The organism is Paraglaciecola sp. (assembly GCF_039942875.1).
Classification (GTDB): domain Bacteria; phylum Pseudomonadota; class Gammaproteobacteria; order Enterobacterales; family Alteromonadaceae; genus Paraglaciecola.
The window spans coordinates 54,503-66,518 of sequence record NZ_JBDVBQ010000043.1 but is presented as its reverse complement, the minus strand read 5'-3'; the positions used below and the strand labels follow the sequence as shown (position 1 = coordinate 66,518).

Annotated in this window: 11 protein-coding genes; 3 read left to right on the top strand and 8 right to left on the bottom strand. The window is 41.4% G+C overall.

What is annotated here, in order from left to right:
- A partial coding sequence (locus ABJE44_RS14410; protein WP_348120811.1) for a DEAD/DEAH box helicase occupies positions 1–989 on the bottom strand: 989 nt, incomplete at its 3' end.
- Positions 990–1,062: 73 nt separating this feature from the next.
- Positions 1,063–1,566: a regulatory protein RecX gene (locus ABJE44_RS14405; protein WP_348110168.1), complete on the bottom strand. Its 504-nt coding sequence runs from the start codon at positions 1,564–1,566 to the stop codon at positions 1,063–1,065.
- Positions 1,567–1,785: 219 nt separating this feature from the next.
- Here ABJE44_RS14405 and ABJE44_RS14400 point away from each other — a divergent pair, with 219 nt between their 5' ends.
- A complete protein-coding gene (locus ABJE44_RS14400; protein WP_348110169.1) occupies positions 1,786–2,655 on the top strand; it encodes a DMT family transporter in 870 nt (289 codons plus the stop codon).
- A 107-nt stretch (positions 2,656–2,762) separates the two neighbouring features.
- On the opposite strand, the gene ABJE44_RS14395 is transcribed toward ABJE44_RS14400, so the two are convergent.
- The 4 genes from ABJE44_RS14395 to ABJE44_RS14380 form a co-directional block, all read right to left on the bottom strand.
- The gene (locus ABJE44_RS14395) at positions 2,763–3,974 is read right to left on the bottom strand and encodes a nucleoside phosphatase (RefSeq protein WP_348110170.1); all 1,212 of its coding nucleotides are present in this window, start codon (positions 3,972–3,974) and stop codon (positions 2,763–2,765) included.
- A 99-nt stretch (positions 3,975–4,073) separates the two neighbouring features.
- Positions 4,074–4,526, bottom strand: coding sequence for a thioesterase family protein (locus tag ABJE44_RS14390; protein WP_348110171.1), 453 nt, complete (start codon positions 4,524–4,526; stop codon positions 4,074–4,076).
- 192 nt (positions 4,527–4,718) lie between these two features.
- Positions 4,719–5,378, bottom strand: a complete 660-nt coding sequence (gene grxB / locus ABJE44_RS14385) for a glutaredoxin 2 (protein WP_348110172.1) — start codon at positions 5,376–5,378, stop codon at positions 4,719–4,721.
- A 183-nt stretch (positions 5,379–5,561) separates the two neighbouring features.
- On the bottom strand, positions 5,562–6,161 hold the full coding sequence (locus tag ABJE44_RS14380) for an acyloxyacyl hydrolase (protein ID WP_348110173.1): 600 nt from the start codon (positions 6,159–6,161) through the stop codon (positions 5,562–5,564).
- Between the two features lie 422 nt (positions 6,162–6,583).
- Between ABJE44_RS14380 and ABJE44_RS14375 the strand changes: the two genes are divergently transcribed.
- Complete coding sequence (locus tag ABJE44_RS14375) at positions 6,584–7,843, top strand: MFS transporter (RefSeq protein ID WP_348110174.1); 1,260 nt, start codon at positions 6,584–6,586, stop codon at positions 7,841–7,843.
- 286 nt (positions 7,844–8,129) lie between these two features.
- Complete coding sequence (locus tag ABJE44_RS14370; RefSeq protein ID WP_348110175.1) at positions 8,130–8,768, top strand: PEP-CTERM sorting domain-containing protein; 639 nt, start codon at positions 8,130–8,132, stop codon at positions 8,766–8,768.
- Between the two features lie 114 nt (positions 8,769–8,882).
- Here the strand turns inward: ABJE44_RS14370 and ABJE44_RS14365 are convergent, their stop codons facing one another.
- Both ABJE44_RS14365 and ABJE44_RS14360 read right to left on the bottom strand, forming a co-directional pair.
- Positions 8,883–10,004, bottom strand: coding sequence for a HupE/UreJ family protein (locus tag ABJE44_RS14365; RefSeq protein WP_348110176.1), 1,122 nt, complete (start codon positions 10,002–10,004; stop codon positions 8,883–8,885).
- A 47-nt stretch (positions 10,005–10,051) separates the two neighbouring features.
- On the bottom strand, positions 10,052–11,986 hold the full coding sequence (locus ABJE44_RS14360; RefSeq protein ID WP_348110177.1) for an adenine deaminase C-terminal domain-containing protein: 1,935 nt from the start codon (positions 11,984–11,986) through the stop codon (positions 10,052–10,054).
- Positions 11,987–12,016 lie beyond the last annotated feature (30 nt).

The following is a 12,016-nucleotide window of genomic DNA, read 5'->3' as shown; positions in this document are numbered from 1 at the left end:
CGTAAAATAGCTATAACATCTACGTGGGGCGCATCAAAACCTGTAGTTAGAACAGATACATTCACTAAGTACTTTATTTGTTTGGCTTTAAAGGCGGTGATTAGCTCGTCCCGCTGTTTGATTTTGGTGGTGCCGGTTATTAAGGCCGTTTGCTCTGCTGGTAAATAACCACAAATTTCTTTGGCATGGTCGATAGTGGCGGCAAAAATCATGACACCTTGACGCTCTTTGCTTAGCTGCAGTATTTGTTCGGTCACGGCTTGGGTGACCCGAGGATGTTTGTGAATCAGCTCGTTTAAGGCGATATCATCGGTGTTTTGTTCGCCGTCTAAGCTTTCTGTTAATAAACTGAAATCATAATGGGCTATCGCTGCATCATAATGAATGGGCGGCGTTAAATACCCTTTTTTCACCATATGTTGTAGGGGCAGTTCAAAAATACACTTTTTAAAAAATGAACTTGAAACGGACCGTGTAAACCCGTGGTAATGGTGTTGATATATCCAGCCACTGCCTAAGCGATAAGGGGTGGCGGTTAAACCTAAAATTTTTACATTGGGGTTTAGACGACGAAAATGCGCAAGAGTTTTAAGGTATTGGGTGCTATCGTCCATGCCGACTCGATGACATTCATCAATAATAATTAGGCTGGCTGGGGTTTGAAAAGATGCCAAGCTCGCAGACAGCGACTGAATACTGGCAAAGGTGGTTTTGGCGGTATTGGTTTTTTGGCCTAGCCCGGCTGAAAAAATACCGGCTGGGGTGCCCGTTGCGAGCAACTTAGCGTGATTTTGTTCCACTAATTCTTTTACATGGGCAAGGCAAATCACATGGCCTTTTGCCAGTCGACTTAATTCTGCAATCACTAAACTTTTACCTGCGCCTGTAGGCAGTACAATCACAGCGGGATCATCGCCATGTCGAAAGTGCGCTAGGGCTGCCTCAACTGCTTGAGTTTGGTAGTCTCGTAGTTTGAATGTTTGGGTCATGATGCTTGCAGTAGAGTTGTTTTAGTATGAGGCATAAAAAAGTGGCATATCTAGTGGCAAACAATGAATACCTCTAGGCATCATTACCTGAGTAGTTAATCGCTTTATTGGCAATAGAGTATGAAAACCCTTGCCCAATTAAATGTCGCAATGCTTTTTGTTTAAGTTTGTCATCGACAATTTTGGGTTCGCCAAATTTTTTGATTTTAAGGGTGAGGGCTTTATCTAAATAGTCCTCATCAGTGTTCTCTATCAATTCTACGCACTCGTTGATGATTTGAGATGTGAAGCCTTTGGTAAAGAGTTTTTGTTTTATTTTGTTGGGGCCAATGTTCTTTTCTGAGTAATTTTGGGTCAAGCGTTTTGCATACCGCAGATCATCAACTATGCCTTGTTCGATAAGATAGTTAAGGGCGTCTTCATTAAATGAGGGGTTCTCTTTAAATAATGTGTTGGCCTTTTGCATTAAGGTTTTTGATGTGTAGTCTCCATATTTTCCTAGCAACCACATGTAATAGCCTTTGACTCGTTCGAAGGTTATTTCTTTGGGTTTTGCATCTTGCTTTTTTTTAAACATAGTTCAGATTTTCTGCATTATAACTGGTGGTAAAGTCTTCATTTTTGCTTGAATAAATACGGGCGCTAGCAACTAGGATAAGTGAATTAAAAAGACAGTCTAGTTTATTTCCGTAATGTTAGGTTTTTTGCCGTTTATAGCAATAATATCTGCAGAGTTTACCTTGCCTCAGGTAGAATGCCGCCAATTCAGTTATTCCGTTTTTTGGGGGGATTCTAGATGCAAATTAATCGAGTTATGCTGACAGCCATTTGCAGTGTTTTATTCGCTATGGTGGCAATTCAATCTGGCGCATCTCTAGCAAAACAGCTTTTCCCTTTGGTTGGTCCAGAGGGCACCACGGCATTACGTTTAGGCTTTGCTGCTGCAGTACTTTGGGTAGTGTTTAGGCCATGGCGGGCCATGCCTCAAGGGCGAGAATGGCAAAGTGTTATTATTTATGGCCTGTGTTTAGGTGGAATGAATATTTTGTTTTACCTCGCTATTGAACGTATTCCGTTAGGGATTGCGGTGGCGCTTGAATTTACAGGCCCACTAGCGGTGGCGTTATTTAGTTCTAAGCGTAAAAGCGATCTTTTATGGGTGGCTTTTGCCATCGCTGGGATCGTTTTGTTACTACCAGATTTAGCTAGTACACAAGGGCTTGATCTAACGGGTGCTTTAATGGCTCTTGGGGCTGGGGCTTTCTGGGCGGGTTATATTTTGTTTGGCACTCGATCTGGTAAACAGGTATCTGGTGGAATGACAGTGGCACTTGGCATGACAGTGGCTGCTATTGTGCTGGTGCCTGTTGGGGCCGTTAGTCATGGCTTGGCTCTGGTAAGTAGGGAGGTGTTATCTATTGGGTTATTGGTAGGGATTTTATCAAGTGCGCTACCTTATTCTTTAGAAATGATTGCCCTTAGAAATATGCCTACGCAAGCTTTTAGTGTGTTGATGAGCTTAGAGCCTGCCATAGGGGCTTTAGCGGGTTTTGTGATATTGAGTGAGCAGCTAACCTTGTTGCAATGGGTTGCAATTGGTTTGGTTATTGTAGCTTCAATAGGAAGTAGTTTCACACCTAAAAAAGCCGTTGAAATGGGAGTGTAGCCTCAGACGCGACTAGTGTTTGGCCCCGTCTACTTAGCCCGCAAACCTGTACTATGGTTAGGGTGAACCAAGTTAATATCTAGTTGCTTAGCAGCCTTTAATCTTTATCAGTGAGCTAAGCATCCAGATTTCATCCAACGGCATACCGGTGGGGTGGTAATATTAGCTAAGCAATTTTCGACTTCGCAAATGGCTGCCCCTTGGGTCCAACTTACATCTACTTTGCTAGATTGGTTGGCTTGTATATCTAATATTTTCAAATACTTTTCTAAATAGATGGGCCTAAAACAAGCTATGTCAGCATTGTAATAACCATCATGTTTATTGACACAAAAATCATCAATGTCAGTTTCTTTGGCGTAATTAAAAGCCCCCATTAACAACCAGTTAGGTATGTTTTTCTGAGTGGCGGGTAGCGCATTTGTGGTGCCTTTAGTCCCTGCTTTTGAGTAATGGTAAGGGGCTTTAATGTCAGTTTTTGAACCTTCAGCAGTTATTGGTATTTGGTCGGCACAGCTTGCTATGGTCCAATCAGGATTGTTTGCTCCTGCACCATAGGCACAGTTTTTTGGGACCGGGTCAACAAAGGGGATGGGTAGGCTACGTGGGGCTTCATTTTGACCTAAACCAAGATATGAATAGCTGTATATTTGTATTGGTTTGCCATTGACGGTGACGGTTTTAACGGCATCGTTTTCAGGGGAGCAGTGTGGGCATGGAAAGGTGATTTGTGATGATGCTCCGCCCATTTCAACTATGCCGTAATGGCCGGTGGGGTATTGGTCTTTAACACTTAGCCAAGCAAACAGGCCTTCTTCAAAGCCGCTTAAGGTTTTCGCTTCTACGCTCACCTTTGGGCCAACTTTGGCTGCTATTTTAGTTGTTAATGTTTGCCACAGGGTATGGCTGTCAGTTGGACTGATTTGTTCAGCAATACGCATGCCCGCTGTGGCAAAAACTTTAACTGATTGCGCTTCACATTGTTTGCTCCAATCAAACCCTGACCATTTGGGTTTGCCCTCTTCTAATGGCCCATCTACTTTAATTAAATCTAAGGTAGATGCCACTTCATTGGTGATAGCGTTGAGATCTCTTAGGCTTTTGCCGTGAATATGGCGAATTGGATCTGCCAATGCGCTAACCTTAGGACCTTCATGGGATAACAAGCCGGCGCCTGATTGTTCGTAAATATATAAGCGCGTGCCACTACTACCAGCGTCATACACTATGTAACAGGAGTTTTTACTTGGCGCTGTTATTTCATTGGTACAGCTGTTCAAGCTTAGAATCGCTAAAACAATCAGAGCAAATTTGTTCATGGTGTGGTTCAAAGTCATCCTGTTTAATCGTGATCCGTAAATAGAGAACTCAATTATATTGAAATTTAAAAAGGCTAATATGGGTTTTACTGTATATAGCTAAGCTAACAATGCAGTGTTTAGGGCTTTTCTTAACTCTCCAGATATGGGTACTGGTTTATTTGTGGCTCTGTCTACGAATACATGAGTCATGGTGCCGCTTGCAGATGCTGTTGTTTGTTCTTTTTTAAAAATAGCAATATTGTATTCAACCGATGAGTTACCAATTTTATTTACACCAAAGCCAGCTATTAGTTTATCCGGGAATGCGACGCTACTGTGAAAGGCGCATTGTGAACTTACCATGAGCCCAATAGTAGGACCTTGATGGATGTCTAAATTACCCTGCTCAATTAAGTAGTGGTTTATTGCAGTATCGAAATAGCTGTAATACACCACATTGTTTACGTGGCCATAGACATCATTATCCATCCAGCGGGTATCAATGTTGATAAAGTGTTGGTAATCACTCAACTGGGGCTGCGTTGGCTTTTTAGATACTTGATTACTCACAATTTGTTCCTTTTGCTTTTTTGCAATATCTCCTTAATAGCTTGATAAATCAAATGTTTTACTAGTCGGTGCATTGAAAAAAGCAAAAGTATTCAATCAGCTAACCGATGTGGTTTTGTTGGGGCGTAACAAAAAGGGGGAGTGTATCCCTCTATGATTGTTGATTTGCCTGCATCTTAAGTAGATTTTTGTTTACTGAGCCACATGATAAAAAGTAGTAATTCCGCTAACGTTTGAGAAGTGCTCAATATAAGCATGAACTTTGTCAGGGATTGTGAGCCCTTTAACTAAGGTAATCCCCCTTAAGCGCCCAAACAATTGTATGTCATCAATTGAAAGCTGTTCATTCACACTGGTTTCACTGTGTAACAGCGGGGCTAGCTCTTCGAGTCTTGTTTCTAATTCTTTAATGAGCGCATCGCTATTGGCTAGTGCTTCAGAAAAATCACCCAGCTCTTTGGCTTTCTTTTTAGTGAAGTAGTCAATTGCGCTTTGGGTTTGAAATTCACCAACTGGTGATGTGATCCATCTAGGATAGAGTAGTTGCTTAAAGAGCAAGTTAACCTGCTTTAGCCAAGCGTGTAGATCTTCTCGCTGTGCTGATGGGGTGAATATGGGGTTGCCATCCAGCTGGTCTGCATAAGCCACTATATCCATGCTTTCAGGCATAAAGCTGCCGTCTGATTTTTTTAAAATAGGGCAGGCTTTGATGCCAATCATAGAAATAGGTGTGGCTTCATCATCGCTAGGCAATACTGTTAACTCAACAGGAATGTTTTTTATGCCAAAGGGCATACGGGCCATAACGCAATAAGGACAGTGATCGTAAATGTACAAACCCATGGTAGACATTATTAAGTTCTCGCTTATGCAGTAAATATTATCACTGTACCGCGATATTCCATGGAGTTACAGAGAGTTTAAGGGACTTTAAGTGATAGAAGTGATTTTTAATTACTTTATAACGTTAGAGGGGGTTAGAGTTTTATTGAGGGCCTGCTCGGTTGGCCCTGCAATATTTTTAAACTAGGTGATTTAGAAGCGGTAAATGTAACCCACACTTAAGAAGTCTAAACCAGGGTTTTTGGTATTGAGGCCACCGTTTGAATAATGAATGTAACGTATGGCTACTTCTGAATTTTGGTTTTCGTCTAGGCCAATTAGTAAGCCTAAGCGATCTTCAAATTGGTAGTAGCTACCAATATCAACCCCACCAAATTTTTCATCATGAACATAAGCTACGCCGATACCAAACTCAAAGGTCAGTGGGTAGTTATCAGAAATATTAGGTAAGGCCTTTGAGAACACAGGCGATACAGAAAACCCATAAGTGGCTTCGTTTTTAGCACTACCGTGTAAATCAAAAAGGTTAAGGCTTGTTTCCCAAGATAGGCGAGTATCACCAATTAGGTAAAGGTCTAAGTCATAGTTGTAGTCTGGTCTGTAGGCTATGCGCATACCGTGCATGTCACTTGAGCCTGTCATGTATTCAACAGTCACAGCTTGTTTATTTTTGTCGGGTAGTTGTGCCGCGACTACCTGAAAACTTAACACTAGTATGGTCAGCAATAGAACGGGTTTGGCTAAAAAAATGTGTAATATAGACGTATTAAAAACTAGGTTATTGTTCTGCATATAAGTTTCCGATAGGTGATTGTTTTACTTTATAAAGCAAATCCTAAACCAGATGTTTTTATAAAATTTTAACTTTATAAATCAATTGCTTATATATTTTTTGTAAAGTGCTTTTGATATCGACTTTACTTCTGTGTGTAAAGTCTACGCCTAACTTAGTAAAATTTACCTTATCCATTTCAAGCTATGCAAATAGCGCTTGTTTCAACGAATGTTGATTAAAATCTATAAGCATTCATTCATAATTAAAATAAAACCAAATGTTAATTATTTGTAATCTCTGAGTTGCTTATGTGTAAAAGCCTGCGGCGGAGTTGGAACTTTAAAGTTGCCGTTTAGCCGCCCTTAGCTGTGGTTGAGGGGTAAATATTTAGTGTGCATACTGAAACTTCCTAAACAAAAATAATCACTTGGAATCTTCTATGAATGCTGAAACATGCAGTTATCGACGCTATGTCCTGTTTATTCTTACCTTGGTTTATGTATTCAATTTTGTTGACCGACAGATTCTGGTCATTCTACAAGAACCTATCAAAGCTGAGCTTGGCTTGTCTGATACGCAGCTTGGTTTATTAACCGGGTTCGCCTTTGCGTTATTTTACGTTGTCGTGGGTATACCCATAGCCCGTTGGGCTGATGTGGGTAATCGCCGTAATATTGTGAGTTTAGCCTTGGTAGTGTGGAGCGGCATGACAGCTGTATCTGGATTGGCCCAAAACTATGTTCAATTATTACTGGCACGTATTGGCGTAGGGGTAGGTGAAGCCGGTGCTAGTCCGCCCTCTCATTCTATTATTTCAGATTACTATGCCCCTGAAGAGCGGGGTACTGCTATGTCTATTTATAATATGGGTTTGTATATTGGGATCTTAGTGGGCCTTTTATTAGGTGGCTGGTTAAGCGACAAATTAGGTTGGCGTATGGCATTTTTCGCAGTGGGGGTACCTGGAGTCTTAATGGCTGTAGTTGTACGTTTAACCCTTAAAGAGCCAGCCCGTGGTGGCGCGGATATGGTGTCTGATCCATCAGTCGGCGAAAAATATACATTTAAACAAACCCTTAGCTATTTATGGAAATCTAAAGCATTTCGGTATGCTTCTTTTGCTGCTGGCTTTTGTTCATTTGCTGGTTACTCAACTTTAACTTTTATTCCATCTTTCTTAATCCGTAGTCACGGTATGAGTGTTTCTCAAGTGGGAGTGGCTTTAGGTTTGATTATTGGGATTTCGGGTATGATTGGCGCGCTTACTGGGGGCTACTTAGCTGATAAATTCGGTAAGAAGGATATGCGTTGGTATCTATGGGTGCCGGGTATAGGTGTATTGTTGTCGTTACCTTTTTCTTTATTAGCATTAAACCTAGATTCGTTAAATACGGTATTAGTCTGTATCTTTATTAGTAATGTGTTTATGTCTTCTTACCTTGGCCCAACCATAGCCATTGCCCACCATTTGGTTAAGCCTTCTATGCGAGCAATGACCTCCGCAATTTTATTTTTTATCCTAAATATAGTGGGCCTAGGTTGCGGGCCTATGGTGACTGGTATGGTTAGTGATTATTTAGCACCAGAGTATGGGGTTGAGTCTTTGCGCTATGCTTTGATTTTTTCTAGTTTTGCGGTGTTAATAGCGGCTTTTAAGTATATCCGTAGTGGCTCTGCATTACTGAAGCAGGCTGATTAGGGTTGATTTAACTAGTTTTGCTGTATTTTCACCATTGATTTGGACTGAAAAGCAGCTGTTAGTGCTACTTTCTTTGAGGAGAGCCGTGTTAAAAAAACTCAAAAATAAGAATGTCAGTTTTTTTAACATTATGTTTTATTCTAATGCTAAAGAAATATTAAGATTTTGTATTTAAGGGAATTTTTTAAAATGGCTCAATAGTTGCTGTATGAAAATTGGCCAAAAGGAATTTGCTGTAGATGGTTGCTTTTGGCAAACCTAATAAATTTATTAAAGGAATATTTAAATGAAAAAGCAGTCGATAGCTTCAACTATTTTGGGTGCGCTCGCACTTTTTGTAACAAGTACTTCAAGCGCCGTCCCCATTACAGATGTTCAGGAATATATCAACAATACAGCAACTGAGTTCTTCGTTTTTGATGATGATTCGAAATATGATTATCCCTATTACAGAGACTATTCTGAAGATTGGAGCTGGGTACATGATGGTATAGCTGGATCAGATTTCTCTTCGATAGTGCTAGATATTTCCGCATTTGATGTGGATTATGATGCAGTTGGGTACGTTGGTGAGAGAGACATGATTGATGTTTTTGATGGTTCTAGTTGGGTGTCTTTAGGCGAGTTAGATGGGGCTGGTGATATTTGGGACTTTACTACCTTTGACCTCTCTGGTTATTCGTGGGCAGAAGCTCAGGTTAATGCTGGTCTTCAAGTGAGAATGGACATTGACACATTAGAAGAAGGTTGGTTAGTAACTCTAGGTAGAGCAACTTTAAGTGTTGATGGTGGTGACTTAGTTTGTGTTCCTACTCCAGGTGTACCTTGTGAAACTGTTGAAGTACCAGAGCCTACTGGTGTTGTGCTGCTAAGTTTAGGCTTGGCTGGTTTAGGCTTATCTCGCAGACGACGAGCTCGTAATTAACCTTATAAACAATTCAATTTAGTCCGCTTGATTTCAAAAAGGCTCTGAAGCTCAGGGCCTTTTTTCTGTATAAAAACTTCTCAAATTTTTTAATCGTGATTATTACAATCGATTTTAATATATATGTAACACCATGAGTGAAATTGCGATACATGCAATGATTGCTGAACCGGGAACTACTACGCGCGCGCGCCAGTGTTTATTTTGATACCAACGCCTTAAAATCATAAATGCCAAGGCAATAATGGTTAATTGTGCCAATTCTACCCCAATATTGAAGCTGATTAATGCACTCATAAACCCTTGAGCTGGAAAACCTAACTCTTTGAGCGCAAGGGCAAACCCTAAACCGTGCATTAAACCAAAAATCACCACCACGCCTAACCGCCACCAGGTGGATGTTTGCATATTACTTGTTGCTGGTTGCGAAATGTTTTCGATAGCAATCCATGCGATCGATAGGGCTATAATGGGCTCAATAATTACGGGTGAAACCTCTATGGCACCATAAGCAGCTAACCCAAGAGTAACCGTATGTCCTACCGTGAATCCGGTTATCCATAAAAGTAAGTCTCGCATTCTACGGGCGCCTAAAAATAAGCCTAATACAAATAGGGCATGGTCCCAACCTTTGGGTAAAATATGGATAATGCCTTGCCATAGGTATTCGGCCCAAACATTCGGAGTACTTTTTTCAAGAGATGTTGTTGGGGCATAAAGATCAAAAGAGGGGCTTTGCTGATTTCTTACCAGCCAGCGATTTAAACCACGCTTTTGAGCGGCTTGTTGAATACTCAAGGCTATGGGCTCTTCAAATTCAAACTTTGAGGTAAAAGTAGCTTTCACTATGGCTGTTTCTATTGGATTTGCGTCAGACGGAATGACAGCATCAAATACGAAAGTTGACATAGGCCACGCCAAACTAGAGGTGAAATCTTCTTTCAGCATATTTTGAGGTAAATTAACTGAAACTAAATTTAATTGCAGTACTTGCTCATTGATAGCTATGAGACTTGCAGTTTGAATTCGCTGCGCAATATCTAATATGGGTTGTTGCAGGATAGGGCTAGCACTTTGGACCAACTGAAAGTAGTTTTCACCACCACCCGTTGCACGGGTGAGGTCTATCACCACTGTCATGGTGATATTTTGATTTGGGCCTTGCTGTAAGGTTATACGGGTCATATTTAATAAATGTGCTTGAGTAGGTATGGATACAAACCAAATCAAACTCAATAGTCCCCATAATATTAAGTAACCCTTAGTTTTAATTCTTTTCGCCACTACCAAATGACCGGGTGAGTTTCGCCTGTGGTTACATTGACTAACCCGCCTAAATTACCTTCGTAAGGCGCAACTAACTGCCATTTCCATGGAGCAGCCGTTAAAAAGGCAAACCGCATTCTTTCTGGTAATCCTGGCATACCTATCCATTCCATAGAGTCGGCCTGTTGTAGCAAGTGCTCCATTTCGTCTGCTACTTCTTGTACGGGTCTCGAGGTCATCAAGCCTGCAATATCAAGCTTCACTTTTGCTACCACTTTCCCTTCTTTGACAAGTGCCCAGCCACCGCCCATCTGGGCTACGGTATTGGCAGCTAGTGCCATTGCGGCATCGTTATTTCCCATACTCCAAATATTGTGTAGGTCGTGTGACTGTGAGCTAGCAAGGGCTGACTTAGTAGTTTTTGGGCCGACATTCTTCCATATCATTTTAGATACGGCTGCAGTGCCATGATAACGGTCAACCATGGCAACTTTAATTAAGTTTTCCTCAGGATTAGCATCTACTGTGCCATTTGAAGATACCGGTAACGTTTGAGTTATAAACTCTGGTTTAAACCAAAAAGGTTGTAAAATGGCGGCGCTAACGGAGGTTTTTCCCTCTGGTGCAACAATACTAAAATCTTCTGCTGTTAAAGCTCGCCCGACATTCATGGTATCTGTAGCCCAACTAGCATAGTCAATCTCAACAATAGGTAACTGATATTCTTTTTTAATAGCAGCCAACAGACCACTGGCATATACTCGCTCTATGGCTACGGTGTCGGGGTCACTTAATAATACTATGTCAGCGTAACGACCTGGAGCTAATGAACCTACTAGGTGGTCGATACGAAAATGCCTAGCGGTATTGTAGCTACCAAGTTGATAGGCTATTGGAGTGGGCACGCCCTGTTCAATGGCACTGCGAATGTTGTAATCCATTGAGCCTAGCTGCAAGGTTGCAAATACATCTCTATCGTCTGTGGTGACCGATATATTGCTCCAATCTTGTAAATTCATCTCTATTAACTTGGGTAATAAGGTATCAAAAGCTGCATGTTTAACCTCTAAAAAAATCCCTCGTCTTAGTTTTTCAATACCCTCTTGAGCTAAACGAACTTCGTGGTCAGAGGCTAACCCTGCAGCTGCAAATGCACTTATATCAGTTTGTGAGTGCAGGTTCATACCGTGACCTTCAACCACACCTCTATTTTCGTATGTTGCTTGTATCATTTCCCATAATCTTTGATGGCCACCGTTATCGACATTAATAACTGCAGACCAATCCATAACTTCACCTAAAGCCACCACTCGTAAGTCATGTTGCATAAAATCATGCATTTCCTTATAGCCATAATATCCCCCTCCTGACTCATAAACCGTTGGTGGTGTGGCTGAGCCTATCGCAGGAAATATTTTTAATGGGCTGCCTGCCTGCTCAGCGGCTAACCAAAACTCTGCGTTTCGGGTACCTACTACATTTGATACTTCATGGGAGCCCTCCACTGTCCAAGTATTGCCATGGGGGATCACTAATGCGGCTTCATATTCTGGGGTTAGGTATGAACTTTCAATATGTTTATGGGATTCTCCAAAACCGGGTACCGCCCACATTTCGTTGGCATCAAATATTTCAGTTGCACTGCCTTGCCATTGTCCAGTGTCGCCTGTCCATGCAATTCTTCCTGCTGCCACGACAATATCTTGGTTGGGTTGCCATTCTTGAGTGAAAACATTTAACAGGGTGACATTCTGTACAATTAAATCCGCTTTTTGTCGTCCAAGTGCCACTTGAGTAATAAGTTGTCGCGTTTTTATTTCGTCACTAAATTCCATTTTTGCTGAAGGCTCAACAACCTCTTTTTTAGGTTCTGATGGTGAACATGCGCTTAGGCTAATTATGGTCAACGCTAAAAGAGTTGTGGGGAGTTGAAAACGTGTAGAAAAGTACATTAAACCTCCAATGTATTGGCTGTAGGATTG

What these genes read in the sequence shown, in the direction of transcription:
- ABJE44_RS14370 (WP_348110175.1), top strand. Translation starts at nt 8,130, where the DNA reads ATGAAAAAGCAGTCGATAGCTTCAACTATTTTGGGTGCGCTCGCACTT.
- ABJE44_RS14375 (WP_348110174.1), top strand. Translation starts at nt 6,584, where the DNA reads ATGAATGCTGAAACATGCAGTTATCGACGCTATGTCCTGTTTATTCTT.
- ABJE44_RS14360 (WP_348110177.1), bottom strand. Translation starts at nt 11,986, where the DNA reads ATGTACTTTTCTACACGTTTTCAACTCCCCACAACTCTTTTAGCGTTG.
- ABJE44_RS14405 (WP_348110168.1), bottom strand. Translation starts at nt 1,566, where the DNA reads ATGTTTAAAAAAAAGCAAGATGCAAAACCCAAAGAAATAACCTTCGAA.
- ABJE44_RS14395 (WP_348110170.1), bottom strand. Translation starts at nt 3,974, where the DNA reads ATGAACAAATTTGCTCTGATTGTTTTAGCGATTCTAAGCTTGAACAGC.
- ABJE44_RS14380 (WP_348110173.1), bottom strand. Translation starts at nt 6,161, where the DNA reads ATGCAGAACAATAACCTAGTTTTTAATACGTCTATATTACACATTTTT.
- ABJE44_RS14400 (WP_348110169.1), top strand. Translation starts at nt 1,786, where the DNA reads ATGCAAATTAATCGAGTTATGCTGACAGCCATTTGCAGTGTTTTATTC.
- grxB (WP_348110172.1), bottom strand. Translation starts at nt 5,378, where the DNA reads ATGTCTACCATGGGTTTGTACATTTACGATCACTGTCCTTATTGCGTT.